At 73.3% G+C, this 25,895-nt stretch carries 23 protein-coding genes; 12 read left to right on the plus strand and 11 right to left on the minus strand.

The window, feature by feature from the left end:
• Positions 1 to 14: 14 nt before the first annotated feature.
• From LQK89_RS13045 to rsmI, 5 genes are all read right to left on the minus strand, one after another.
• Positions 15 to 431, minus strand: coding sequence for a hypothetical protein (locus LQK89_RS13045; RefSeq protein WP_231049351.1), 417 nt, complete (start codon positions 429 to 431; stop codon positions 15 to 17).
• A gap of 58 nt (positions 432 to 489) precedes the next feature.
• Positions 490 to 1,338 (minus strand): 16S rRNA (adenine(1518)-N(6)/adenine(1519)-N(6))-dimethyltransferase RsmA, encoded by an 849-nt coding sequence (gene rsmA, locus LQK89_RS13050; protein ID WP_231050804.1) that lies wholly within the window; start codon positions 1,336 to 1,338, stop codon positions 490 to 492.
• Positions 1,339 to 1,340: 2 nt separating this feature from the next.
• Positions 1,341 to 2,279, minus strand: coding sequence for a TatD family hydrolase (locus LQK89_RS13055; protein ID WP_231049352.1), 939 nt, complete (start codon positions 2,277 to 2,279; stop codon positions 1,341 to 1,343).
• Positions 2,276 to 3,856 carry a methionine--tRNA ligase gene (gene metG, locus LQK89_RS13060; RefSeq protein ID WP_144804969.1) on the minus strand — a complete coding sequence of 527 codons (1,581 nt, stop codon included), beginning with the start codon at positions 3,854 to 3,856 and terminating at the stop codon, positions 2,276 to 2,278. The genes LQK89_RS13055 and metG overlap by 4 nt, the downstream gene beginning before the upstream one ends.
• 129 nt (positions 3,857 to 3,985) lie before the next feature.
• Positions 3,986 to 4,807 carry a 16S rRNA (cytidine(1402)-2'-O)-methyltransferase gene (rsmI, locus tag LQK89_RS13065; RefSeq protein ID WP_175326040.1) on the minus strand — a complete coding sequence of 274 codons (822 nt, stop codon included), beginning with the start codon at positions 4,805 to 4,807 and terminating at the stop codon, positions 3,986 to 3,988.
• Positions 4,808 to 4,862: 55 nt separating this feature from the next.
• Between rsmI and LQK89_RS13070 the strand changes: the two genes are divergently transcribed.
• Positions 4,863 to 6,494: a dolichyl-phosphate-mannose--protein mannosyltransferase gene (locus LQK89_RS13070; protein WP_231049353.1), complete on the plus strand. Its 1,632-nt coding sequence runs from the start codon at positions 4,863 to 4,865 to the stop codon at positions 6,492 to 6,494.
• A 268-nt stretch (positions 6,495 to 6,762) separates the two neighbouring features.
• Here the strand turns inward: LQK89_RS13070 and LQK89_RS13075 are convergent, their stop codons facing one another.
• On the minus strand, positions 6,763 to 7,422 hold the full coding sequence (locus tag LQK89_RS13075; RefSeq protein ID WP_231049354.1) for a TetR/AcrR family transcriptional regulator: 660 nt from the start codon (positions 7,420 to 7,422) through the stop codon (positions 6,763 to 6,765).
• Positions 7,423 to 7,567: 145 nt separating this feature from the next.
• Between LQK89_RS13075 and LQK89_RS13080 the strand changes: the two genes are divergently transcribed.
• From LQK89_RS13080 to hrpA, 6 genes are all read left to right on the plus strand, one after another.
• Positions 7,568 to 9,118, plus strand: coding sequence for an MFS transporter (locus LQK89_RS13080; protein WP_231049355.1), 1,551 nt, complete (start codon positions 7,568 to 7,570; stop codon positions 9,116 to 9,118).
• A gap of 192 nt (positions 9,119 to 9,310) precedes the next feature.
• A complete protein-coding gene (locus LQK89_RS13085) occupies positions 9,311 to 10,171 on the plus strand; it encodes a sulfurtransferase (RefSeq protein WP_231049356.1) in 861 nt (286 codons plus the stop codon).
• 28 nt (positions 10,172 to 10,199) lie between these two features.
• Positions 10,200 to 11,267, plus strand: coding sequence for an NAD-dependent epimerase/dehydratase family protein (locus LQK89_RS13090; protein WP_231049357.1), 1,068 nt, complete (start codon positions 10,200 to 10,202; stop codon positions 11,265 to 11,267).
• A gap of 4 nt (positions 11,268 to 11,271) precedes the next feature.
• Entirely contained in the window at positions 11,272 to 11,799 is a 528-nt protein-coding gene (locus LQK89_RS13095; RefSeq protein WP_231049358.1) for an AAA family ATPase, read from the plus strand.
• An 82-nt stretch (positions 11,800 to 11,881) separates the two neighbouring features.
• A complete protein-coding gene (locus tag LQK89_RS13100) occupies positions 11,882 to 13,726 on the plus strand; it encodes a thioredoxin domain-containing protein (RefSeq protein WP_231049359.1) in 1,845 nt (614 codons plus the stop codon).
• A gap of 82 nt (positions 13,727 to 13,808) precedes the next feature.
• Entirely contained in the window at positions 13,809 to 17,684 is a 3,876-nt protein-coding gene (hrpA, locus tag LQK89_RS13105) for an ATP-dependent RNA helicase HrpA (RefSeq protein WP_231049360.1), read from the plus strand.
• Positions 17,685 to 17,765: 81 nt separating this feature from the next.
• Here the strand turns inward: hrpA and LQK89_RS13110 are convergent, their stop codons facing one another.
• The 3 genes from LQK89_RS13110 to LQK89_RS13120 form a co-directional block, all read right to left on the minus strand.
• Entirely contained in the window at positions 17,766 to 18,323 is a 558-nt protein-coding gene (locus tag LQK89_RS13110) for a YbaK/EbsC family protein (protein ID WP_231049361.1), read from the minus strand.
• A 62-nt stretch (positions 18,324 to 18,385) separates the two neighbouring features.
• Entirely contained in the window at positions 18,386 to 19,207 is an 822-nt protein-coding gene (locus tag LQK89_RS13115) for a hypothetical protein (protein ID WP_231049362.1), read from the minus strand.
• Positions 19,208 to 19,276: 69 nt separating this feature from the next.
• Entirely contained in the window at positions 19,277 to 19,948 is a 672-nt protein-coding gene (locus tag LQK89_RS13120; protein WP_231049363.1) for a DUF2461 domain-containing protein, read from the minus strand.
• A 62-nt stretch (positions 19,949 to 20,010) separates the two neighbouring features.
• On the opposite strand from LQK89_RS13120, the gene LQK89_RS13125 reads away from it, so the two are divergent.
• The 3 genes from LQK89_RS13125 to LQK89_RS13135 all read left to right on the plus strand — a co-directional run bounded on the left by LQK89_RS13125 (position 20,011) and on the right by LQK89_RS13135 (position 22,053).
• On the plus strand, positions 20,011 to 20,661 hold the full coding sequence (locus LQK89_RS13125) for a CatA-like O-acetyltransferase (protein WP_231049364.1): 651 nt from the start codon (positions 20,011 to 20,013) through the stop codon (positions 20,659 to 20,661).
• 47 nt (positions 20,662 to 20,708) lie between these two features.
• A complete protein-coding gene (locus tag LQK89_RS13130) occupies positions 20,709 to 21,182 on the plus strand; it encodes a nucleoside deaminase (protein ID WP_231049365.1) in 474 nt (157 codons plus the stop codon).
• A 139-nt stretch (positions 21,183 to 21,321) separates the two neighbouring features.
• Entirely contained in the window at positions 21,322 to 22,053 is a 732-nt protein-coding gene (locus LQK89_RS13135) for a class I SAM-dependent methyltransferase (protein WP_231049366.1), read from the plus strand.
• Between the two features lie 22 nt (positions 22,054 to 22,075).
• Here the strand turns inward: LQK89_RS13135 and LQK89_RS13140 are convergent, their stop codons facing one another.
• Together LQK89_RS13140 and LQK89_RS13145 are read right to left on the minus strand one after the other, a co-directional pair.
• Positions 22,076 to 22,813 (minus strand): response regulator, encoded by a 738-nt coding sequence (locus LQK89_RS13140; RefSeq protein WP_174777624.1) that lies wholly within the window; start codon positions 22,811 to 22,813, stop codon positions 22,076 to 22,078.
• On the minus strand, positions 22,810 to 24,114 hold the full coding sequence (locus tag LQK89_RS13145; RefSeq protein WP_231049367.1) for an ATP-binding protein: 1,305 nt from the start codon (positions 24,112 to 24,114) through the stop codon (positions 22,810 to 22,812). Before LQK89_RS13145 ends, LQK89_RS13140 begins: the two co-directional genes overlap by 4 nt.
• Before the next feature lie 135 nt (positions 24,115 to 24,249).
• On the opposite strand from LQK89_RS13145, the gene LQK89_RS13150 reads away from it, so the two are divergent.
• Positions 24,250 to 25,299 (plus strand): tripartite tricarboxylate transporter substrate binding protein, encoded by a 1,050-nt coding sequence (locus LQK89_RS13150; RefSeq protein ID WP_442874048.1) that lies wholly within the window; start codon positions 24,250 to 24,252, stop codon positions 25,297 to 25,299.
• Positions 25,296 to 25,895 (plus strand): tripartite tricarboxylate transporter TctB family protein, encoded by a 600-nt coding sequence (locus LQK89_RS13155; RefSeq protein ID WP_144804938.1) that lies wholly within the window; start codon positions 25,296 to 25,298, stop codon positions 25,893 to 25,895. The genes LQK89_RS13150 and LQK89_RS13155 overlap by 4 nt, the downstream gene beginning before the upstream one ends.

Raw genomic sequence — 25,895 nt, forward strand, 5'->3', positions numbered from 1 at the left:
GTGCGGGCTGCCGGTCAGTTGGTGTCGCCGGCGGCGCGTCGACGGCGGATCTGTGCGTCGAGGACGCGGTTCACCAGCCAGAGCGCGAGCGTGATCCCCGTGACGACGGACGCCTCGGCGGCCGTGCGGTCGAGGGTCCCTCGGAGCAACCAGTACGCGCCGCCCGCGATGATCCCGACGATCGCGACGGTGCCGATCCGGCCCGTGGCGGAGCGGTTCGGGGTCGCTTCGTCGGCAGCGTCCTCGGTCCCGAGCCGTCGGAACCACAGCCCCCACACGCCGAGTCCCAGGCCGAGCAGCACGGCTGCCCACGCGGCGTCGTCCCGGACGTCCCGCACGAGGGCGACGAGGGCGAGCACGATCACCGCCAGCCCCACCACGAGGAACCCGAGCGTGATCGCGTCGGCGGTCCGGGCGCGAGGAGGGTGCACGCCTCTGAGCCTGGGGCTCCGGTCCGCGCCGGGCTCCGGCCGCGCCAGGCGCCGAGCGTCAGGACGCGTCGAGGACCGTGCGCCCCAGGCGGACGAAGTCCTCCGGCGACAGGGCCTCGCCGCGCGCGGTCGGGTCGATCCCGGCGGCCGTGAGCAGTTCTGTCGCCCGGGCGCTGCTGCCGAGCTCCCCGGACAGGCTCTGGCGCAGCATCTTCCGCCGCTGCTGGAACGCACCGTCGACGAGCGCGAACACCTGCGCCCGCAGGGCCTCGTCGCCGGGCTGGTCGTGCCGGTCGAACCCGACGAGCACACTGTCGACGTTCGGCACCGGCCAGAAGACCTGCCGGCTGATCTGCCCCGCGGTCGACCACGAGCCGTACCAGGCGGCCTTGACGCTCGGCGCCCCGTAGACCTTGCTGCCCGGACCCGCGGCGATCCGGTACCCGACCTCGGCCTGCACCATCACGAGCACGCGCTCGATGGTCGGGAAGGTCGCGAGCAGGTGCAGGAGCACGGGGACGGACACGTTGTACGGCAGGTTCGCGACCACGTGGGTGGGCTGCTCGGGCACGTCGTCGACGGCGACGGTCAGGGCGTCCTGGTGCACGACCTGCAGGCGCGCGTCCGGCTGCATCGCGGCGACGGTGGCCGGCAGCTGCGCCGCGAGCCGGCCGTCGATCTCGACCGCCGTGACGGATGCGCCGGTCTCGGTCAGCCCGAGGGTGAGCGACCCCAGCCCTGGACCGATCTCGAGCACGCGGGAGTCCGCGGTGACCCGCCCGGCGGCGACGATCCGGCGGACGGTGTTGGCGTCGTGCACGAAGTTCTGGCCGAGCTTCTTCGTCGGGGTGACGTCGAGCTTGGCTGCGAGGTCCCGGATCTCCGCCGGGCCGAGCAGGGCACCCATCGTCACTCGTCCACCGTGACGGGCTCGGCGTCCCACGCGCCGTAGACGAGCTCCGTGGTCGACGCGATCTGCGCGGCGAGCATCGAGGCGTCGGTGCCGAGGGTCTCGGCCATCGACCGCAGGGTGAGCGGGATGAGGTACGGCGCGTTCGGCCGACCGCGGTACGGCGTCGGCGTCAGGAACGGCGCGTCGGTCTCGATCATCACGAGGTGGCGCGGCACCACCTGGAGCGCGTCGCGCAGGAGCTGGGCGTTCTTGAACGTGACCGTGCCGGCGAACGACATGTACCACCCGCGCTCGGCGCAGAGGCGCGCGAGGTCGGGGCCGCCGGAGAAGCAGTGGAAGACCGTCTTGGCGGGAGCGCCGACACGGTCGAGCACCTCGACCACGGCGTCGTGCGCGTCGCGGTCGTGGATGGTCAGCGCGAGGTCGTGCTCCTTCGCGATGCGGATGTGCTCCTCGAACGACCGGACCTGGGCGGCGCGGCCGTCCTCGCCGGTGCGGAAGAAGTCGAGCCCGGTCTCGCCGATCGCCCGGACCCGGGGCAGCGCCGCGAGCCGTTCGATCCCGGCGAGGTGCTCGTCGAGCAGCCCCTGTTCCGCCAGCGCGGGTGCTTCGTTCGGGTGCAGCGCGACGGCGGCGAGGACGCGGGGCTCGCGCGCGGCGATCTGCGCGGACCACTCCGAGGTGGCGAGGTCGGTGCCGACCTGCACGACACCGCGCACGCCGACGCTCGACGCACGGTCGAGGTGCTCCCGGTAGTCGAGCGGACCGTCACCGCCCTCGCCCACGCCGTCGGCGATCTCCATGTGCGTGTGGTTGTCGTAGACCGGCACCACGAGCGCCTGGGGCAGCGGCGGGTAGCTCAGGTCCCGCTTCGACCCGCCCGACGACCCGTCGCCACGCGCCCGGACGTGCGAGCCGTCCGCCGCGTCGGTCACGCGGCGCCCTGCTCGTGCTGCGGCTCGATGCGCGGGAAGAGCCCCGACTCGAGCGGCACGACGGTCTCGGCGCCCTGCCACTCGTACGCACGGTCGACGCGCTGCTCCGTCACGGAGCCGCCGGCGCCGATGGCCGACCAGAGCTTCTCGGTCGCCTTCGGCATCACCGGCGAGACGAGCACGTTCACGGTGCCGAGCCCGCGCAGCGCCGTCGCCAGCACCGTGCCGAGCCGCTCGCGCTGTGCCTCGTCCTTGGCGAGGGCCCACGGCTCCTGCTCGGTGATGTACCCGTTCAGGGCGTCGACGAGCTCCCACACGATCGCGATCGCGTCGTGCGGCGCGAAGGCCTGGACTGCCGCGTCGGCACGCTCGGTGACCGACACCGCGAGGGCGTCGATCGCCCGGTCCGAGTCGGTCAGCTCGCCCCGGGCGGGGACCGCACCGTCGAAGTACTTCTGGAGCATGGCGACCAGGCGCGACGCGAGGTTGCCGAACCCGTTGGCGAGGTCGGCGGCGTAGCGGGCGGAGATGTCCTCCCAGCTGAAGTTGCCGTCCTGCCCGAAGGTGATCGCGCGGAGGAAGTAGTAGCGGAACGCGTCCGAGCCGAACGTGTCGGTGATCTCCGACGGTGCGATGCCCGTCAGCTTCGACTTCGACATCTTCTCGCCGCCGACGAGCAGCCACCCGTGGCCGAACACGCGCTCCGGGACCGGCAGCCCCGCGGCCATGAGCATCGCGGGCCAGATCACCGCGTGGAACCGGGCGATGTCCTTGCCGACGACGTGCACGCTCGGCCAGAGGCGCCGGAACGCCTCGTCGTCGTCGGAGCCGTAGCCGAGCGCCGTGACGTAGTTGAGGAGGGCGTCGAACCACACGTACAGGACGTGGTCGTGGTCCCAGGGGATCTGGATGCCCCAGTCGAAGCTCGACCGCGAGATCGAGAGGTCACGGAGGCCCTGCTTGACGAACGAGACGATCTCGTTCCGGACGCTCTCCGGCTGGATGAACAGCGGGTTCGACTCGTACAGGTCGAGGAGCCGCTGCTCGAAGTCGCTCATGCGGAAGAAGTAGTTGCGCTCGGCCAGGACCTCGACCGGGATCGAGTGGATCGCGCAGACCTGCTGGCCCTCGTACGCCCCGGTACCGGGCACGAGGTCGCTCGGCTGCTTGTACTCCTCGCAGCCCACGCAGTAGAAGCCCTCGAACTCGCCGGCGTAGATGAAGCCGTCGTCGTACAGCTTCTGCAGGAACGCGGTCACGCCGCGCTCGTGCCGCTCGTCGGTGGTGCGGATGAAGTCGTCGTTCGCGACGTCGACCGTGTCGAGCAGCGGCTTCCACGCGTCGGTGACGAGCCGGTCCGCCCACTCCTTCGGCGACACGTCGTTCGCCGACGCCGTCCGGAGGATCTTCTGGCCGTGCTCGTCGGTGCCGGTCAGGAGCCAGGTGTCGTCACCCCGCTGCCGGTGCCAGCGCGCCATGAAGTCCGCGGCGACCTCGGTGTAGGCGTGCCCGATGTGGGGCACGTCGTTCACGTAGAAGATCGGCGTGGTGATGCTGAACGAGGACCCGTCGGACATGCGGACCATCCTACGGGCGGGCGCGGACCGGATGACGCGCCCCCGCGGGCCTGTGGAGAACCCGGCCGGGCACCGGACGGGAGGATCGTGGCGGGCCCGCCCCGATCCTCCAGGCCGTGGCCGGTCCCGTCAGCGCGCGGCGAGCGCGCCCTCGTACAGGTCGCGCTTCGACAGCCCCGTCGCGTCCGCGACGGCGGACGCCGCCTCCTTCATCCGGGCACCAGCGGCGACCCGCTCGAGCACGAGCCGGACGCCGTCCTCGATGCTCGTGACGTCCGACTCCCCCGCGGCGCCCTGGACGACGACGCAGATCTCGCCGCGCACCCCGTCCGCCGCCCAGGCAGCGAGCTCGGCGAGCGTCCCGCGGCGCACCTCCTCGTGGAGCTTCGTCAGCTCCCGGCACACCACCGCACGGCGGTCGTCCCCGAAGCCGGATGCCATGTCGGTGAGCGTGTCCGCCAGACGGTGCGGCGACTCGAAGAAGACCATCGTCCGCTGCTCCCCCGCGAGCGAGGCGAACAGCCGCCGCCGCTCACCGCCCTTCCGCGTCGGGAAGCCCTCGAACGTGAAGCGGTCGGTCGGCAGTCCGGAGACGGCGAGCGCCATGAGCACCGCGGACGGTCCGGGCAGCGCCGTCACGGTGACCCCGGCAGCCGCAGCGGCCTCGACGAGCGGGAACCCCGGGTCGCTGATCGCCGGCATGCCCGCGTCGGTGAGGACCACGACGTCCTCGTCCCGGGCGAACTCGACGACCTCGGCCGCCTTCGCCCGCTCGTTGTGCTCGTGCAGCGCGATGAGCCGAGGACGGTTCTCGATGCCGAGCGCCCGCATCAGGTGGATCGCGGTCCGGGTGTCCTCGGCGGCCACCACGCTCGCGTTCGAGAGGGTCTCGACCAGCCGGCGGGACGCGTCGCCGAGGTTGCCGATGGGGGTTGCTGCGAGGACGATCACCTCCCCATTGTGGTGGCAGGCCCGGCTCGAGGGCGATCCGTAGGATGACCTCTCGATGACCACGGAGCTGACCGACGACCCGACGACCACGCCCTCCGGGCCGGTCGGCTCCCGCCTGGACGACTGGTGGGGCCGGGTGCTCTCGACGTCGCGGCGGGTCGCCGTCTGGCGCTGGACGGGTCCGCTCGCCGTGACGCTCCTCGCCGCGGTGCTGCGGCTCGTCGGGCTCGGGCACCCGCACTCGCTCGTGTTCGACGAGACGTACTACGTGAAGGACAGCTGGTCGATCGTGCACCTCGGGTACGAGGGCACCTGGCCGGCCAACGCCACGGACGAGGGCGCTCCGACCACCGACCAGCGGTTCGCGAGCGGGCAGACCGACCTCTACTCGAGCGCCGCCGAGTTCATCGCGCACCCGCCGCTCGGGAAGTACCTGATCGGGCTCGGCATGCTGCTGTTCGGCGCCGACAGCTCGTTCGGCTGGCGCATCACGGTCGCCGTGCTCGGCACCGCGACCGTCCTGCTCACGGCCCTCATCGCCCGGGCCCTGTTCCGCTCCACCGCGATCGGCACACTCGCCGGCTTCCTGCTCGCGGTCGACGGCCAGGCGATCGTCCTGAGCCGGGTGTCCCTGCTCGACGGCGTCCTGACGTTCTTCGTCGTGCTCGGCGCCGGCGCACTGCTGCTCGACCGGCGGTGGGCGCAGCGGCGGCTCGACCGCTGGGTGGCCGCACGGACCGCGGCCGACCGGGACACGCTCTGGGGGCCGGTGCTGCTCTGGCGGCCCTGGCTGCTGGCGATGGGCCTGGCGCTCGGGGCCGCGTCGGCCGTGAAGTGGTCCGGGCTGTACTTCCTGGCGTTCTTCGCGCTGTACTCGGTGCTCGCCGACATGATGATGCGCCGCCGGGCGGGCGTGGCCTTCTGGTCGTCGAGCGCGTTCCTGCAGCAGGCACCCGTGACGTTCCTGCTCACCGTGCCGATCGCCGCCGCGACCTACCTGGCGTCGTGGACCGGCTGGTTCGTGTCGAAGGACGGCTGGGACCGGAACTGGATCGCGTCCGGCGGGGAGCGGTGGACGGGCCTGCTGGCGTGGGTGCCGGACAGTGTGCAGAACTGGTGGCATTACCAGTCCGAGATCTACGGCTTCAACATCGGCCTGCACACCCCGCACTCGTACCAGGCGAACCCGCTGCTCTGGCTGCTCATGCAACGGCCGACGTCGATGTACTACGTCGGCACGGACGCCGGGCAGGGCGGCTGCGGGTCATCCCGCTGCGGCGAGGCCATCACCGGCATCGCGAACCCGTTCGTCTGGTACGCGGCGGTGGTCGCGACCGTGGCACTCCTGGTGCTGTTCGTGCTGCGGCGCCGATGGGAGTACGGCTTCGTGCTCGTCGGGGTCGCGGCGGGGTACCTGCCGTGGCTGATGTACACCGACCGTACGGTGTTCCAGTTCTACACGGTGGCGTTCGAGCCCTTCATGGTGATGGCGCTCGCGGCGGCGATCGGGCTGGTGGTCGGGCGGCGCGACGATCCCCGGCACCGTCGGACGCTCGCGCTCACCTGGGTCGGGGTGTACCTGGGCGTCGTGGTGCTCGCATCGGCGTACTGGTACCCGATGTGGACCGGGATGCAGATGCCGTGGGACTTCATCCGGTCGCACTACTGGCTGCCCAGCTGGTTGTAGGCGGTCCCGCGCGTGGGGTGCCGATCCGCGCGTGGTCGACCGATCCGCGCATGGTTGACCGATCCGCGCGTGGAAGGGCGTTCCTTCCGTCCTCCGACGCGCGATCCGTCCTCCCATCACGCGTGCGATGGGCAGGAACGTCGCGACGCGACCGGTGGGACGGACGGGAGGCACGGGTCGGCCCCGCCACGCGCCTCCCGGCCGGTGGGCGGTCACCGGCCGGACGTGCGGCGCTGGTCCCCGATCGGCGCGCGGCAGGCCGCGTCCGTCAGGGGGACGCGTGCAGCGCGCGCTCGAGCGCCTCGCGGTCGAGCGGCGTACCGGGCAGCCCCGACACGGGCGTCTGCGGCAGCACCCCGTCGACGATCACCTGCGCGTACCGCCGCCACGCTTCCGGATCGGTCTCGCGTGTGGCGTCGGCGACCGCCCCGACCATCGTCGTGAGCATCGGCAGGTCGCGGTAGTCGAACCCGACCCGGACGACCCCGGCCTCCCGCGCACGCTCGATGATCCGACCGACCTGCTGCTCGAGGCGGTCGCGCTCCCGCACGATCGACGGCCGACCCCTGCCGGCACGCACGATGGTGTCCGCGAGTGCCCGGTCGCGGGCGCGGAACGCGAACACGCCCATCAGGTAGACACGCAGGGCCTCGCGCGGGTCGGGTTCGTCGGCGGCGAGCGCCGCGGCGTCGTTGAGCGCCTCGAACTTGGCGGCGAGGAGCGCCTCGATCAGGGAGTCCTTGTCGGCGAAGCGTCGGTAGACGGTGCCGACGCCGACCCCGGCCTCGTGCGCGATGTCGTTGAGGGTGACCGAGGTGCCGCGTTCTGCGAAGCAGCGACGCGCCGTCTGCAGGATCAGCTCACGGTTCCGCGCGGCGTCGGCGCGGAGTGGCCGCTCGACGTCGGCGGCGGACTCGGTGGTGCTCACGCCGACGAATGTAGTTGAACTTTCTGGGAACAAGTGGATGCGGCTGCTCCGTTTTGGGCTACAGTGGGTCGAACCGGATGCAGCGCATCCGTTTTCCCGGTCCATCAGACCACCTCTCCCCTCCACCTTCTCGAAGGAGGCTGCCGTGACGGCAGAACAGACCGCGGCACCCCGAACGGGCTCCGCTCCCACCATCGCGAGCGGCACCGGCGCAGCGCCCGACCGCCCGCAGCACCGGTGGATCGCCCTCGCGGTGATCGCACTGGCCCAGCTCATGGTCGTGCTCGACGCGACCATCGTGAACATCGCGCTCCCCTCGGCCCAGGCCGACCTCGGCTTCGCCACCGACCAGCGGCAGTGGATCGTCACCGCCTACTCCCTGGCGTTCGGCTCCCTGCTCCTCCTGGGCGGGCGGCTCGGCGACCTCTTCGGCCGCAAGAACACCTTCATCATCGGGCTCGTCGGCTTCGCGGCGGCGTCGGTCCTCGGCGGCCTGGCCGACTCCTTCGGACTCCTCGTCGCGGCCCGCGCGCTGCAGGGCGTCTTCGGCGCGCTCCTCGCCCCGTCCGCCCTCGGCATGCTCACGACGACCTTCCGCGACCCGAAGGAGCGCGGTCGCGCGTTCGGCATCTTCGGCTCCATCGCGGGCTCGGGTGCCGCGATCGGCCTGCTGCTCGGTGGTGTGCTGACCGAGTACGCCTCGTGGCGCTGGTGCCTCTACGTCAACGTCGTGTTCGCGGTGCTCGGTGTCATCGGTGCGCTCGTGTTCATGGCGCGCCCGCCGAAGGTCGACCGACCCCGCATCGACGTCGCCGGCGTCCTGACGATCACGGCCGGCCTGGTCGGCATCGTCTACGGCTTCTCCAACGCCGAGACGAACGGGTGGGACAGCCCGGTCACCATCGTGATGCTCGCCGCCGGTGTCGTCCTGGTCGCCGCCTTCGTGCTCATCGAGACCCGGGTCGCGCACCCGCTGCTCCCGCTCCGGGTCGTGCTCGACCGCGACCGTGGTGGCTCGTTCATCGCGATCGGCCTCGTGGCGATCGGCATGTTCGGCATCTTCCTGTTCCTGACCTACTACCTCGAGCAGACCCTCGGGTTCACCTCGCTGCAGACGGGTCTGGCGTTCCTGCCGATGCCGGCGTCGATCATGCTGTCCTCGACGCAGATCGGTGGCCGCCTGCTGCCGCGCGTCGGGCCGAAGGTGCTCGTCTTCGCGGGTGGACTCGTCGCTGCGACCGGACTCCTGCTGCTCCTGCGCACCGACGTCGACAGCACCTACGCGGGCACGGTCCTACCGGCGCTGATCGTCATCGGGCTCGGGATGGGCACGATCTTCTCCTCCGCCATGAACACCGCGACGACCGGGGTGGCCCGCGCCGACGCCGGTGTGGCCTCGGCGACGGTGAACACCGCGCAGCAGGTCGGCGGCTCGATCGGCACGGCGCTCCTCTCGACGATCTTCGCGGACGTCGTCGCGGACCGGCTCTCCGGGCTCGCCTCGGCGCCGACGAAGCTGCAGCAGGCGCAGGCGGTGCTCGACGGGTACCACGCGGCGTTCGCGATCTCGGCGGGCGTGCTCGTCCTGGTGGCGCTGGCGGGCGGGCTGCTCATCAACCGGCAGTCGGTGCGGCTCGCGAAGCTCGAGCACGCGGCGTCGACCGCGACGGGCAGCATCCCGGCCGCGGCGCACTAGCCGCACGCACCACCAGTCGCACACACCACGCGTCGCGACGACCACCGACGGCCCGGGCCTCGCAGAACTTCTGCGCGACCCGGGCCGTCCTGGTGATCGGAAGTTCGGGGAACCGCGCCTGCCGGACGACGGCGTTGCGCACTGTGTCGATCCTGCTGGGACCCGTCGGAGGCCCCGGATATCGTGAGCGCCATGGCCCCCGTCCTGACCTCGCCGCTCGTGTCGACGCAGTGGCTCGCCGACCACCTCGGTGCTGACGAACTCGTCGTCCTCGACGCGTCCGTGCACACCACGGGGGCCGGCCTGGACATGCGGTGGCAGGACGCCCGCGACGCGTACGAGCAGCACGGGCACGTCCCGGGTGCCCGCTACGCCGACCTCGTGCACGACCTGTCGGACGCCGGCGCCGACCTGCCGTTCACCCGACCGACGGTGGAGCAGTTCGAGTCCGCCGTCCAGGCACTCGGCGTGACGAACGAGTCGTGCGTCGTGGTCTACGACGACAGCGTCGGCGAGTGGGCCGCGCGGCTGTGGTGGATCTTCCGGGCGTTCGGACACGACCGCGTGGCGGTCCTGGACGGCGGGTTCACCAAGTGGCGGGACGAGGGCCGACCGGTCCGCGTCGGCGCCCTGCGCGACGGGACGGCCCCGACGATCGGTGCACCCTTCCTGGCGGGTGAGGAACGCCCGGTGTGGGTCGACCACGACCGTGTCCTGCGCGCGGTCCGCGGCGAGGAACCCGCGGCCCTCGTGCTCGCCGCTCCCCCGGCGTCGCTCGGCGACACCCACCCCGCGGTGGTCCCGGGAAGCGCGTCGATCACGACGGACGACGTCGTCGACCCCCGCACGAACACGTTCCTGCGCCGTCCGGCCCTGGCCGAGGTGTTCGCGCCGGTCCTCGACGCGTCGCAGATCGTCACCTACTGCGGGGTGGGCAACGCGGCCTGCGTCGACGCGCTCGCGCTGACGGTCCTCGGGCACGACGACGTCAAGGTCTACGACGGCTCCCTGCTCGACTGGTGGCGGCGGGAGCCGGAGCGACTGGCGTCCTGACCGCGGCGGCGGCACTACCGTTGCTGCCATGAGCACCAGGCGCGCCGTCGTCCTCGGCGGTACCGGCGGCATCGGCTCGGCCGTGGTCCGCGACCTCCTCGACGCGTCCGGCCGCGGGGGTGACGACTGGCAGGTCGACGTCGTCGCCCGGCACGGCGGCCCCGCCGCGGACGCGCTGACGGCCGGCGGAGCGACGTTCGCCGCCGGGGACCGTCGGGACACCGCCGTACTGCGGGAGCTCCTGCGCCCGGGTGCGGACCTGCTCGTGGACGCGGTCGGCGCCACCCGCGACGATGCCCTGCAGCTCCGTCCGTTCCTCGACGACGTCGGCTCCACGGTCTTCGTCTCGTCGAAGGCCGTCTACGCCGACGAGCAGGGGCGGCACGCGAACTCGGTCGACCGGCCGGTCTTCGGCGGTGCCGTGACCGAACTGCAGCCGACCGTGCCCGCCGGGGACGGCGACCCCACGAGCCGCGAGGGCTACGGCGCCGCCAAGATCGCCGCCGAGCAGGTGCTGCTCGACCACGGCGCCCCCGTCACGGTGCTGCGTCCCTCGAAGGTGTACGGCGTGGGCATCGGCCGCCCGCGCGAGTGGTTCGTGGTCCGTCGTGCGCTCGACGGTCGGGAGCGGATCCTGCTCGCCGACCGCGGCCGTGGCGTCGACCACACGACCGCGGCGTCCGGCATCGCGTCGCTCGTCCGGCTCGTCGCGGACGCCCCGGACCGCCGCATCCTCAACGTCGCCGACGAGACCGCCCCGAGCGTGCTCGAGATCGTCCGGACCGTCGCGGGTCTGGTCGACCACCGGTTCGACGAGGTCCTGCTCGACCAGGAGGCCCCGGCGTTCGTCGGGACGACCCCGTGGAGCTCGCCGACGCCGTTCGTGCTCGACACCACCGCAGCGCGCGCCCTCGGCTGGCAGCCGCCGCGGTACGCCGAGGCCGTCCGACCCGAGGTCGCGTGGCTGCTGGAGACCGCCCACGCGGTACCGTCGGGCGGCGACGTCCCGTGGGCGGAGGACCCGTTCTGGGAGCGGATGTTCGACTACGGCCCGGAGGACGCGGCGCTGCTGCTGCTGTCGCTCGGACGGGACTGAGCCGGTGCCGCGGTCCGAGGTGCTCTTCGTCGGCGGCCGCTCGGGCGTCGGGAAGACCACCGCGGCCGAGGCACTGCACGACCTGCTGGTCGCCGCGGACGTCCGGCACGCGGTCGTCGAGGGCGACTTCCTCGACCTCGCGCACCCCGCGCCGCACGTCGAGCACCCCGAGGCGCGTCTCGCGGAACGGAACCTCGCGGCACTCTGGGCGGCGTACCGGGAACTCGGGCACCACCGGCTCGTGTTCACGAACACGGTGTCCGTCCTCGAGTGGCCGGCCCTGGCCGCCGCGATGGGGGACGACCCGGTGGTCACGGCCGTCCTGCTGCGCGCCGCCGACGACACCACGGCCGGTCGCCTCGCCCGACGGGCAGGTGGCCGGGTCCCCGAGGCGCAGCTCGCACACAGCACGGCGACGGCCGGGAGGCTCGACGCGGCCACCGCGGACGGCGTCACCCGGGTGGACACCGACGACCTGACCCCGCAGCAGGTCGCGCGTCGACTCGCCACCCTGACCGGCTGGCTCGTGTGACCGCAGCTGTGCACGGCGCCGCTCGTCCACAGACCACCCGCCCCGCCCGGTGCGCCCAGCGGCGCCGGGGCAGGCTGGACCCATGAGCGACAACCGACTCGGCACCGCGGTCAGCCCCTACCTGCGGCAGCACGCCGCGAACCCGGTGGACTGGCGCGAGTGGGGCCCGGACGCCTTCGCCGAGGCACGGGAGCGGGACGTCCCGGTGCTGGTGTCGGTCGGGTACGCGACGTGCCACTGGTGCCACGTGATGGCGCGGGAGAGCTTCTCCGACCCGGAGATCGGCGAGCTCCTGCGCCGGGACTTCGTCGCCGTGAAGGTCGACCGCGAGGAACGGCCGGACGTCGACGCGAGCCTGATGGCCGCCGCGAGCGCGTTCACCCAGCAGCTGGGCTGGCCCCTGACGGTGTTCGCGACACCCGAGGGCCGGGTGTTCTTCGCCGGGACCTACTACCCGCCGGTCCCGGTCGGGCAGGTCGGCTCCTTCCGGCAGGTCCTGGCCGCGGTGCTCGACGCGTGGCGGGAGCGGCGGTCCGAGGTCGACGCGAACGCGACCGCCATCGCGGCGGCGATCCGGCAGGGCGCCGAGGCGGACGCGGCCGCCCAGGGGGGTGCCGCGAGCGACCAGGGCGAGCCGCGCCTCCCGTCCGTCGACGCGATCCGCTCGGTGACCGGACAGCTGGCGACGGCCGAGGACGCGACGTACGGCGGCTTCGGGGGCGCACCGAAGTTCCCCAGCGCACCCCTCCTCGAGTTCCTCGGCGACGTCGCGGCCGACGGCGACGACGACGCTGCCGCGCTCCTGGACCGCAGCCTGCGCGCGGTCCGGGACGCCGAGCTGACCGACGCCGACGGCGGCGTCTTCCGGTACGCGACCAAGCGCGACTGGAGCGTGCCGCACTACGAGCGGATGCTGTACGACAACGCCGGGCTGCTCGCCGTCGCCGAGCAGGGCCAAGCCCGAGGCATCACGGACTTCCTGCGCGACACCCTGCGGCGCGACGACGGCGCGTTCGTGGCGGCGCAGGACAGCGAGTCCACGATGGACGGCCAGCGGGTCGAGGGCGCGTGGTACCGGCTGCCCCTCGACGAGCGCGGACGATTCGACCCGCCGCCGCTCGACGACCAGGTGCTCACCGGGTGGAACGGCCTGGCGATCCGCGGCCTGGCGATCGCCGGCGCACGGCGCGGTGACGCCGAGATGATCGCGCTCGCCCGCGGCGCCGCGGACGCGATCGTCGCCGGGCACGTGCGCGACGGACACGTCACGGTCCGCTCGAGCACCCCGCGGGGAGCCTCGAGTGCGCCGCCGACGATCGAGGACGTGGGGCTCCTGGCCGAGGGGCTGCTCGAGCTCGCCCTGGTCACCGGCGACGTCGCGTTCGCCCAGGTCGCACGCTCCCTGGTGGACGACGGCCTCGCGGGACGCTTCGCCGTCGACCCGGTGCTCGCCGCGGCCGGGACCGTGACGGGGGAACAGCCGCAGACGGCGCTGCGGTCGGGCACGGTGGCACTCGCCGCTGCGGCGGCCGTGCTCGCGGCGCTGACCGGCGACGCCGGGTACCGCGAGGCCGCCGCGGTCCTGGTCGCGGACCGGGCACACACCGGCACGGAGCGTCCGCTGGGGCACGCGGACGCGCTCGGCGTCGCGCTCGCGCTCCAGCGCCCGTCGCGTGAGGTCGTCGTCGTGGCCCCGGTCGACTCTCCGATGCGCGCGGCCGCCCTCGCCGCGCGGCGGCCGGGCACCGTGGTCGCCACGGTGACCGGGGAGCAGGCCGCTGCCTGGACGGCGGCGGGCTTCGAACTGTTCGCGGGCCGCGACCTGCCGGGTGCCGCGGCGTACGTCTGCCACGACCGGGTGTGCGGCCTGCCGGCACGCTCCGCGACGGACCTCGCCGCGCAACTGGCCGCCGGAGCGACCGGCTGACCGAGGCCCGACGGCCCCGGCTGACCGGGACCCGACGGCGCCGACTGACCGGAGCCTGACGGCCCGCTATCCTGGAAGGCTCATGTCTGCCGCACCCGTCATCACGTACCCGCCGGAACTGCCCGTCTCGCAGCGGCGGGACGACATCGCCGCCGCGATCCGCGACCACCAGGTCGTCATCGTCGCGGGCGCCACGGGTTCCGGCAAGACGACGCAGCTGCCGAAGATCTGCCTGGAGCTCGGGCGCGAGTCGATCGGTCACACGCAGCCCCGTCGGATCGCGGCGCGGACGATCGCCGAGCGCGTGTCCGAGGAACTCGGCGGCGAGCTCGGCGACCTGGTCGGCTACCAGGTGCGCTTCACCGACAAGGTGTCGGCGAACACCCGCATCAAGCTGATGACCGACGGGATCCTGCTCAACGAGATCCACTTCGACCGCGACCTGAAGCGCTACGACACGATCATCATCGACGAGGCGCACGAGCGCTCGCTGACGATCGACTTCCTGCTCGGCTACCTCAAGCGACTGCTGCCCCGACGTCCCGACCTGAAGGTCGTCATCACGTCGGCGACGATCGACCCGGAGTCGTTCTCGCAGCACTTCGGCGGCGCGCCCATCATCGAGGTGTCCGGGCGGACGTACCCGGTCGAGGTCCGCTACCGCCCGCTCGTGGCGGACGACGCCACCGACGCGGACGACGACACCGACGCGCGAAACGACGACACCGACCCGCGGACCGACGACAGCGGCAGCCGCGGCGGTGCGGGCGCGGACGACCGCGACGTCCTGCAGGGCATCACCGACGCGCTCGACGAGCTGGCGCAGGAGGACCCGGGCGACGTCCTCGTGTTCCTGTCCGGCGAGAACGAGATCCGCGACGCGCAGGACGCGATCGAGGGGCGGAAGTACCCGGGCACCGAGGTCCTGCCCCTGTACGGCCGGCTGTCCGCAGCCGACCAGCACCGCGTCTTCGAACGGCGGAGCACCCCGGGCATCCGCCGCCGCGTGGTCCTCGCGACGAACGTGGCGGAGACGAGCCTCACGGTGCCGGGCATCAAGTACGTCGTCGACACCGGCACCGCGCGCATCTCCCGGTACTCCCCGCGCGCCAAGGTGCAGCGGCTCCCGATCGAGGCGATCTCGCAGGCCAGCGCGAACCAGCGCTCGGGTCGTGCCGGCCGGACGAGCGCCGGCATCGCGATCCGGCTGTACTCCGAGCCCGACTTCGACCGTCGCCCGGAGTTCACCGACCCCGAGATCCTCCGCACGAACCTCGCAGCCGTGATCCTGCAGATGATCTCGCTCGGCTTCGGTGACATCGAGTCGTTCCCCTTCCTGCAGCCGCCGGACTCCCGTGGTGTGAAGGACGGGCTCGACCTGCTCCGCGAGCTCCGGGCCGTGGACGGCGACGGGCGCATCACGAAGACCGGGCGGCAGCTGACCCGGCTCCCGATCGACCCGCGGCTCGGCCGGATGGTCCTCGAGGCGGGCCGGCAGGGCGTCGGGCGCGAGGTCATCGCGATCGTCAGCGCCCTGAGCATCCAGGACCCCCGCGAGCGTCCGCTCGAGAAGCGCGCGCACGCCGACCAGCTGCACGCGCGGTTCGCCGACCCGACAAGCGACTTCCTCACCCTGCTCAACCTCTGGAACCACATCGAGGACCAGCAGGAAGCCATGTCGTCGAGCGCGTTCCGGCGGCTCTGCAAGGCCGAGTTCCTCAACTACCTGCGCATCCGCGAATGGCAGGACCTGTACCGCCAGCTGGCCCGCGCGGCGAAGCAGGTCGACGTCCGCGTCGGGCAGTCCCGCAGCGAGGACGGCGACGCGGTGCACCGGTCGTTGCTCGCCGGGCTCCTCAGCCAGATCGGCCTGCGCGACAAGGAGAAGCGCGACTACCTCGGCTCCCGCAACACCCGCTTCGTGGTGTTCCCCGGCAGTGTCCTCGCGAAGAAGCAGCCCGACGCCGTGATGGCCGCCGAGCTCGTCGAGACGAGTCGCCTGTTCGCCCGGACCGTCGGGCGGATCGACCCCGCGTGGGTCGAGCCGCTGGCGGGGGACCTGTTGAAGCGCACCCACGGTGAACCGCACTGGGAGAAGAAGCAGGGCGCCGCCGTCGCGTACGAGCGGGTGACCCTGTTCGGCGTCCCCGTGGTGCAGCGGCGTCGCGTTCAGTACAAGCGCGTCGACCCGGAGCACTCGCGCGAGCTGTTCATCCGGCACGCCCTGGTCGAGGGCGAGTGGGACGCCCAGCAGGCCTTCGACCGCGACAACCGGAAGCTCCGCCGCGAGCTCGAACAGCTCGAGGAACGCACCCGTCGGCGGGACATCCTGTTCGACGACGAGCGCGTGTACGACTTCTACGACGCCCGCATCCCCGCGGACGTCGCCACGACGCGCGACTTCGAGGGGTGGTGGCGCCAGGCGCGGCGCGACCAGCCGGACCTCCTCACGATGCGCCGGTCGGACCTGCTCGACGAGGACGCGGCCGAGGCCGCCCAGGACCAGCAGGAGTACCCGACGCAGTGGCGCTCGGGCGACCAGCGCCTCGCGATCAAGTACCGCTTCGAGCCCGGCGCGCAGGACGACGGCGTGAGCGTGCAGGTGCCGCTCGCGCTGCTCCCCCGGATGCGCGAGGAAGGCTTCGACTGGCAGGTGCGCGGCCTCCGGAAGGAGCTCGTCACGGCGCTCATCAAGTCGCTGCCGAAGCAGATCCGCAAGAACGTCGTGCCCGCGGCGGACTGGGCCGAGAAAATCGTTGCGGAGCTGCCGGACGACGCCCCGACGGAGCCGACCGAGTCCTTCCGCGCGACGCTCGCCAAGGCGATCCAGCGGATGACCTACGTCACCGTCGACGAGTCCGACTTCGACCTCGCGCGGGTCCCGGCGCACCTGCTCCCGACCTGGGCCGTCGTCGACGAGCGCGGTCGGCGGGTCGAGTCCGGCAAGGACCTGTCGGCCCTGCAGACCAAGCTCAAGGACCGGACCCGGCAGAGCGTCGCGTCCGCCACGGCGAAGGCCGCGTCCCGGCCTGGAGGCGCGGCGCGCGTCGCCGGGGCGTCCTCCGGTGTGCAGCTGGAGCGGTCCGGCATGACGGCGTGGCCGCCGCAGGACCTGCCGCAGGTGCTCGACACGAAGCAGGCCGGCGGGGTGATCCGCGCCTACCCGTCCCTGGTCGAGGAGGGCGACGGGCCGAAGGCGACGGTCGGCGTCGAGCTGCTCGCGACCCCGGGCGACCGGGCCGTCCGGATGCCGGCCGGTGTCCGGCGTCTGGTGATGCACGCGGTGCCGTCACCCGTGTCGTACGTGCAGTCGCACCTCACCGCGCAGGAGAAGCTCGCGCTCGCCGCGAGCCCGTACCCCTCCACCGCGGCGCTCTTCGACGACGTGCTCGCCGCGGTCGTCGACGCGGGCATCCGTCGAGCGCACCCGGACGGACTGATCTTCACGAAGGCCGAGTTCGAGGCCGTGCGGGACGCCGTGTCCGCGACGGTCGTCGACACGATGTTCACGGCGGTGTCCGAGGTCGCCGCGGTCCTCACCGCGCAGCGCGCTGCCGACAAGGCCCTCAAGCAGGCGAACGCCATGGCGCTCCTGCCGGCGCTCAGCGACATGCGCCAGCAGTCGGAACGCCTGGTGTTCCCGGGCTTCGTCAGCGTCGCCGGCCTCGACCGCCTCCGGCGCATCCGCGTGTACCTGCAGGGCATCGACGCCCGCGTGCAGAAGCTCCTGCAGAACCCCGGCCGTGACGCCGGCTGGATGCGCGAGGTGTCCGTCGCGACGGACCGCTACACCGACGCCGGCGGGACCTTCCCGCCGTCGATCGGCGCGCACCCGGAGCTCGTCCACGCGCGGTGGATGCTCGAGGAGTTCCGGCTCAGCCTGTTCGCGCAGGAGCTCGGGACGGCCGAGACGGTCTCGCTGCAGCGCATCACGAAGGCCCTGGCCGCCGCCCGCTGACGGGGCCAGCGTGCGCCGCATGATCGGCACACTCGACGTCGTCGTCCTGGACTGCTCCGACCCCCGCGTGCTCGCGCCCTTCTACGCCGAGCTGCTCGGCGGCGGCTCGGTCGCGAGCCCCTCGACGACCGTGACGTTCGGCAGGGCTGCCAGGACGACCCCGGGCAGGAACACCTTCGCGCCGCGGAGACCGGCGCCCACGACGACCTCGGGTGCGTCGAGCACCCGCGCGTCCACGTACACCGGCCAGTCGGCCGGGAGCCCGATGGGGGTGATCCCGCCGTACTCCATCCCGGTCAGCTCGACCGCCTGGTCCATCGGCGCGAAGCTCGCCTTGCGCACGTCGAGCAGTCGCTTCACCACGCGGTTGACGTCGAGCTTCGTCGACGCGAGCACGACGCACGCCGCGTACCGGGTCTCGTCCCCGCGCCGGCCCGCCACGACGATGCAGTTCGCGCCGCCGTCGAGCGGGTACCCGTACGCCTCGGAGAACGCCGCCGTGTCCGCGAGCTCGGGGTCGATCGGTGCCGCCTCGATCCGCGCGAGCAGGTCGCTCGGCAGCCCGACGAGGGCCTGGGCGACGGGGATCGCCAGGAACCCGGTGGCGACGAGGGCAGGGGAACGGTCGAGCGTCGGCATGCCCCCACCGTAGGGAGTCCTCCCCCGACGGCGTCGGAGGTCCACACCCGCACGCGCGGCCGTCAGCGCTCCAGGCAGATCGTCCTGAGCACCACCGTCGGCCCCGGGCGCGCGTAGGACGACGACGCGAGCCAGTCCGCCCGCGGCTCGTACTGCTCCTCCGAACCGACGGCACTGCGCTCCGCACCGATGCCCTCGGCCTGCCATGCTGCTCGGACCGCCGCCAGGTCGGTCGCGCCGCCCGGCACGGTCGAGGCCCCCTCGGGCAGCAGGTCGGCGCCCGAGGCGTCGTGGAGTTCGGCTGCGATGAACCAGTACTCCCACTCCAGGCCCTCGTGCCGGTTGTCGAGCAGGCACGGTTCCGAGTACGCGCCGCCCTTCGGGGAGCCGTCGGACCGGAAGCCCTCGGACCGCCGGGAGCCGAGCATCTCCACGGTGCGGTCGCCGATCCGGTTCAGCGCGGCCTCGGCGCCGCCCTCGCTGTGCGCGAAGTGACGCTCGGCCGCGGTCGCCGGCTGCGCGCGGACCCGGGCGTCCTCGGCGACCGTCCCGACCTGCCCGGCGATCCCGAGCGTGTTCAGCGGGACCGCGACGACGAGCACGACGATCGCCGAGATCACCGCGGCGAGTGAGGTCCGCGGCTGCCGCCGGCGCTTCAGGACGTACACGACGATGACCACGACCGGCACCCCGACCGCGAGCAACGTCCCGACGAGCAACCCCGCGAGGACACCGCCTGGTCCCGGTCGGGTGTCGTCCGCCCCGAACGAGGCCTGCAGCAGCACGCCGAGCTGAACGAGCCAGCTCACGACGAGCAGGACCGGCAGCGCCACGGCGAGCCCGACGGCTCCCGCCCGCCCGACGACCGGATCGTCAGTCCCCACGTTGTCCCCCTCACCCCGGGCCCATCCTGACAGGCGAGCGCCCGGAGTGCTCGCCGCACCGCGGAGTGCTCAGGCGCGCTCGTGGACCGACCGTGCCCCCGGCACGGGCGGCGCCGGGTCGTCCGCGGCCTGGGGGTCGTCGGCCCGCGCCCACTTCACCGTCCACCGCACGAGCGGCTGCACCCGGTCCCACGCGGCGACGATCGCGTCGAGCGAGCTGTCGAGCGGCAGGTGCACGAGCGCGGCGTAGTGCTGCATCCGGAGCAGGTCGATCCGCGGGTGGTCGGCGTCGAACCCGCGCGGGGCGGTCTTCAGCGGCGGCCCGGCGAGCTCGTACCCGGCGTCGGTCAGGTCGTCGAGCTCCCGCTGCAGGGCGGCGGCGGCCTGCGGGTGCTCGTCGATGGTCGTCCGCGCCGCGTGCAGCTGCGCCCGCGACGGCTCGTAGAGGCCGCCGCCGACCTGGAGCCCGTCGGCTCCGGCGCTGAGGTACATCCCGCCCGCGGTCAGGCCGGTGTCCTCGCGGTACGGCCGCTTGTCCGGCGTGAAGCGCAGGTCGCGGTGCTGGCGGAGCACCCGGCCGGGCCCGTACCGCCGTTCGGCCTCGTGCAGCAGCGCGTCCATCGGGTCGCGGACGTGCCGCTCCCAGTCGTCGCGGTGGTCCTCGAACCAGGACTTCTCGTTGTGTGCGGCGAGCCCGCGGAAGAAGGTCGCCAGCGCGGGCGAGAACGGCGTCTCGGTCATCCTCGCAGTGAACCGCGGCCGGGTGCACGCTCGTCGGCAGCCCGGGGTACGAGACTGACCGGATGAGCGAACTCCGACCGATCGACCTCGAGACGTGGCCCCGTCGGGAGCACTTCGCGCACTACCGGCGAGAGCCGTGCGCCTGGGAGCTCACCGTCGACGTCGACGTCACGGCCTTCGTCGAGGCCGCCCGGACGGCGGGGGCGAAGACGTACCCGTCCCAGATCTGGGTGCTCGCGACGGTCGTGAACCGCCACGAGGAGTTCCGCATGCAGCTCACCGAGGACGGCCACCCGGCGGTGTGGGACGTGGTGCACCCGACCTTCACGGTGTTCCACCCCGACACCGAGACCTTCTCGGTGCTCGTGGTCGAGTACGACCCGGACGCCCGGACGTTCCACGACGCCGTGGTCGCGACGACGGAGCGGTACCGCGACGACCACCGGATGTTCCCGCAGGGTTCGGAGCGCACGGACACCTTCGACGTCTCGACGCTCCCCCGGACGTCCTTCACCGGGTTCGCGCTGCACCTCACCGGCGCCGAGGACCACCTGGCGCCCGTGATCACGCTCGGGCGGTACCGGCAGGTCGACGGGCGGACGGTCATGCCCCTGGCGCTCCGGATCAACCATTCGGCGGTGGACGGCTTCCACGCCTCACGCTTCGTCACCGAGGTCGAGGAGCTCTTCGCCGACCCATCCTGGCTCGCCTGACCGGCCCGTCCCCCGGTCGCACACCCGTCGGGAGCACCGTGGTCGGCATGAACGACGACGACCTCACCGCCCTGGCGGTCTCCCGTGCCCTCGACAACGTCCGGGACGGCGGCAAGCCGTTCGCCTGCCTGATCGTCCGGGGCGGCGAGGTCGTCGTCGAGGCGGTGAACCACGTCGCGCAGACCGGCGACCCCACGGCGCACGCCGAGATCCGCGCGATCCGGGCGGCAGCGGAGCGGGGGATCACCGACCTGACCGGGTACGAGGTCTTCGTCACGGCGTCCCCGTGCCCGATGTGCCTCGGCGCGCTCTACTACGCGCAGCCGGACCGCGTCGTCTTCGCCGCGACCCGTGAGCAGGAGGGCGAGCACTACGAGGACGGCAACCGCCTGATGACGCTCGCCACGTTCTACGACGAGTACGCGAAGCCCGTGGAGGACCGCACCCTGCGGATGGAGCAGGGACGGGTCGACGACCCGACGGCCCCGTTCCGCGAGTGGACCGCCCGCCACCCGGCCTGAGCCCGGCGCACCCACCACCGGCCGGGAGGATCGTGGCGGGCCCCGCCACGATCCTCCCGTCCGTCGCCACGCACCCGCGTGAGCCGGTCCTGTGGCGTCTCGCATCGACGGCGGCGGCCGGACGGACCAGGCTGGGTCCGTGACCGACGACCGCTTCGCCCGCTCCTTCGGATCCGCCGTCGACGCCTACGAGCGCGGCCGCCCGGGGTACCCGGACGCCGTCGCGGCGGCGCTGGTGCCGGACGGGACGGCGCTCGTGGTCGACGTCGGCGCGGGGACCGGCAAGTTCACGCGGTCCCTGCTCGGCCGCGCGGCCGAGGTCGTGGCGGTCGAACCGGACCCGGCCATGCGCGCCCGACTGGCCGACCTGCTGCCGACCGTCCGCGCGCTCGACGGTACCGGCGAGGCGGTCCCGCTGCCGGACGGCGCCGCGGACGTCGTGACGTTCGCGCAGTCCTGGCACTGGGTCGACCGAGCGGCGGGCGCTGCCGAGGCCTGGCGGGTGCTGCGACCGGGCGGGACCCTCGGGCTCGTCTGGAACGTCCGCGACGAGACGCGTCCGTGGGCCGCCCGGGTCGGCGCGATCGTCGCGCAGCCGGAGGCGCGCACGGGGCAGCAGGTGCAGCCGCTCGTCGGGCCGCCCTTCGACGCGGGCGTGCACGAGACCGTGCGGTGGACGCACGAGCAGGACCGCGGGGCGTTCCTCGACGCGATCGCCTCGCGCAGCTACGTCATCGTCCTGCCGGAGGACGAGCGGCGGGCGGTGCTCGACGCCGTCCGCCGGGTGGTCGACGAGGACCCGGAGACGGCGGGGCGTCCGACGATCCCCGTCGACTACGTCGCGCACGTGCACCGGTACGTCCGGTCCTGAGGACCCTGCGCGGGCGGTCGTCTCAGGGCGCCGGGGTCAGGCGGTAGAGCACCTGGGGGCGACCGCGGCGACCGTACCGGTGCGCGAGGTCGATCGCGCCCGTCGCGACGAGGTGGTCGAGGTAGCGCCGAGCGGTGGCGCGCGACGTCCCCGTCGTCGCCGCGACCTCGTCCGCCGAGCGGCCCACCACCGGGTCGAGTGCCGCGACGATCCGTTCGAGCGTGGTGGCGCTGACGCCCTTCGGCAAACCGTCCTGCGCGGCGTGCGTCGCGCCGTGGGCCGGCCCGACCACGCGGACCGAACCGGTCGTGAGCAGCCGGTCGACGTCGCCCTGCCCCATCGGCACGTCGCGCTGCGCGGTGTCGCGCGACCGACGCTCCGCGGCGTACGCGTGCAGTCGGTCCTGCAGCGCCTGGCGGTCGAACGGCTTGAGCAGGTAGCCGACGGGGTGCGCCGCGAGTGCCTGCCGGACGGTGACCTGGTCGCGGGACGAGCTGACGACGAGCACGTCCGTCCGGTCGACGCCGGCGACGTGCATGCGGTGCAGCACCTCGATCCCGCTGATGTCGGGCAGCCGCATGTCCAGGAGCACGAGGTCGACCCCGCGGTCCACGGAGGCCAGGGCGGCACCGCCGGAGGCGACCGCGCCGACGACCGTGAAGCCCTCGGTCGCGGCGACCCACCGGGTGTGCAGCGCGCGGGCACCGGCGTCGTCGTCGACCACGAGCACGCGCAGCGGCGGGGCTCCGGACGCGGTCACGACCCCGCCGCCATCTCGACGTCGAGACGGGCCCCTCCGAGCGCCGCCGAACGGCCGACGACCACCGACCCGTCCCGGTCGGTGGCCGTGCGTCGGACGACCGCCAGCCCGATGCCGCGGCCGAGGCCGGTCTCGTCGGACTTCGACGACCACCCGCGGGACAGCACACGGTGGGCGTCGGCCGGGTCGATGCCCGGTCCGTCGTCCTCGACCGTGACCGTGACGCGGCCGTCCCGTGCGCCGACGGTGGCGACGACCGTGCCCGCACCGGCCTCGGCGGCGTTCCGGCAGAGGTTGGTCAGGACGAGCAGCACGGCGTCGTCGAGCACGACGTCCTCGGCGACCCGCAGGTCGAGCGTGGCGCCGGCCACGGCGAGCTCGGAGCGCACCGCGGCGACGGAGGCCGTCGCGACGGCACCGCGGCGCGGCGAACCGGCGCCGCCGCCGCTCGTCAGCCCGGGTGCCACGGCGTCGATGTAGGCCATCGCGTCCTCGTCGTCCCCCTGCTCGACGAGCCCGCGGACCACGTGCAGTCGTGTGCCGAACTCGTGGGCCTGTTCGCGCAGCGCCTCGGTCGTCCACCGCACCTGCCGGCTCTCCGCGTCGACCGCGTCCGCTCGGCGCAGCCGACGGGCGATGACGAGCGACAGCAGCACGCTCGCCAGGGTCGCCGCGACCAGGGCGCCGGTGCTCCACGGCAGCAGGGTGCCGAGAGCGCGTTCCCGGTCGGCCGCGATGGTCGACTCGAGCACGCCGACCGCCACGGCGCCGACGACCTCGCCGTCCGCGGCGACGACCGGTACCTTCGCGCGCAGGGTCTCGCCGGACGGGCCGGTCTCGGTGCCGACGAACTCCGCACCCCGGAGCACGGGCGCGATGGTCGTCTCGACGGGCTGGCCACGTTCCGCGGGGTCCGGGTGGGTGATGCGCACGCCCTCGTCGTCGGTGACCACGGCGTACGAGACGCCGGACGCGCCCTCGACGAGCGTCGCGATCGGCTGGAGCGCCGCGGTCGCCAGGGCGAGGTCCTCGGCGTCGGCGAGCGCGCCGGGAGCGCCCTGGTCGACGACCGACGCCACCGCGTCCCGCACCTCGGGCAGGTCGGCCAGGCTCGAGGCGACGCCCGAGACCTGCTCGACGACGGACGTGCGGATGCTGCGCTCCTGCACCACCGCGGCGACCCCGGTCGTGACGCCCGTCGCCGCGAGCACGATCACGCTCGGCAGCGCGAGCACCGCGGTGCGCCGCAGGCGTCCGGGACGGGCGGCGCGCCGCAGCCGCCCGGAACGTGCCCTGGTCACCGTGGCGTCCCCCTTCGGCCGCGACGCCGTGAGCGTCAATGAGCACAACTCCGCCGCCGGGTGCTCGTCCGGTCGGCGGCTGCCATCGTACTTCTCGACCTGCGGCACGACGACGTGCGCAGGAGGGAGCCATCCATGACAGAGCAGTCAGTGTCCAGGGAGTCGGGGCCCGGGCAGTCGGTACCGTCGACGCCGGCCGGGCCTCGTGCACCTCGTCCCGTCGCCCGCGTGGTCGGGGCCGCCGTCGCGGCGGTCTCCATCGCGGTCGCCGCGTTCGGGTCGGTGACGTCGGCGGCGGCCGGCGGCGACCCCACCCGGTCCGTCACGCTCGTCGCGCCCGCGGCGGCCGGCGGCGGCTGGGACGGCGTCGCACGGTCCATGCAGCAGGCGCAGCGCGCGAACGGCATCGTGAACTCGGTCCAGGTCGTGAACATGCCGGGTGCCGGTGGCACCATCGCGCTCGGCAACGTGGCGCGGCTGTCGGGGCAGACGGACACGCTGCTCATCGGCGGCACCGGACTGCTCGCCGCCGAGATCCAGTTCGGCTCGGCGGTCACCCACGACGACGTCACGCCGCTCGCGGTCACCGTCGAGGAGTACGACGTCATCGTCGTCCCCGCCGACTCGCCGTACGAGACGCTCGACGACCTCGTCGCCGCGTGGCGCGAGCGGCCCGGCTCGGTGCCGTGGACGGGCGGCGGCTCGTTCGACCAGCTGGTCGTCACGGACCTCGCCGTGTCGGCCGGGATCGATCCGAAGCAGACGAACTACATCCCGTCGGACGGCGGCGGCGAGGCCATCCAGGCGCTGCTGAACGGCACGGCCGCCGCGGCCTCCGGGGGCTACCCGGACAACATCGACCAGATCGAGTCCGGCCGCCTGCGGGCACTCGCGCTCGTCGCCGCGGAACCGGTCGACGGCATCGACATCCCCACGGCCGTCGAGCAGGGACACGACGTGACGCTGACGAACTGGCGCGAGGTCGCGGCACCCGGCGGGCTCGACGACGAGCAACGGGCGAAGCTCACCGACATCGTGCTGGACACGCTCGACACCCCCGAGTGGGCCGATGCCGTCGAGCGCTACCACTGGACCGAACGGATCATCACCGGCGACGAGCTCGACGCGTTCATCGACGCCGAGCGCGAGCGCATCACCGCACTGTACGAGGAGCTGGGCCGATGACCCGTCCGAGCAACCCCACGTCGTCCTCCGCGGTCGTCGGGCAGCGGCTCACGCTGCGGGCCGACCCCGGCCGCGTCGCCGCGGTCGCCAGGGAGCTGACCACCCCGGCGCTCTTCACCGCGTTCGCGGTCTACCTCGTCGTCGGCATCGTCACGATGGAGGTCCCCGCGGGCACCGCGTTCCCCGGGCCGGCGGTCTTCCCCGGGCTCGTCGCCGCTGCACTCCTGCTGCTCGCCGCCCTGCTCGTCGTCCGGTCCGTCCGGACCGCGCGCGGGCGACGGGTCGGAGCGGAGCCGGTCGTCGCCACCGATGCCGACACGGCGGGTCCCGCCGTCGAGGTGCGCTCGGTCCGCGTCGACTGGCGCTCCCTGGCCTGGGTCGTGCTGTCCTTCGCCGGGTTCGCGCTGCTGCTCGGCGTGCTCGGCTGGATCGTCGGTGCCGGGCTGCTGTTCCTCGGTGTCGCGAAGGGACTCGGCGCCCCCGGTTGGCTGCGGCCGCTCGTCGTCGGACTGACGGTGAGCGCGATCAGCTACATCGCCTTCGACATGCTGCTCGACCTGTCGCTGCCCTCGGGCATCGTCGGATGGGAGTTCTGA

Origin of the sequence: Curtobacterium sp. C1 (assembly GCF_021049325.1) — a bacterium.
In the GTDB taxonomy this organism is placed as follows: domain Bacteria; phylum Actinomycetota; class Actinomycetes; order Actinomycetales; family Microbacteriaceae; genus Curtobacterium; species Curtobacterium citreum.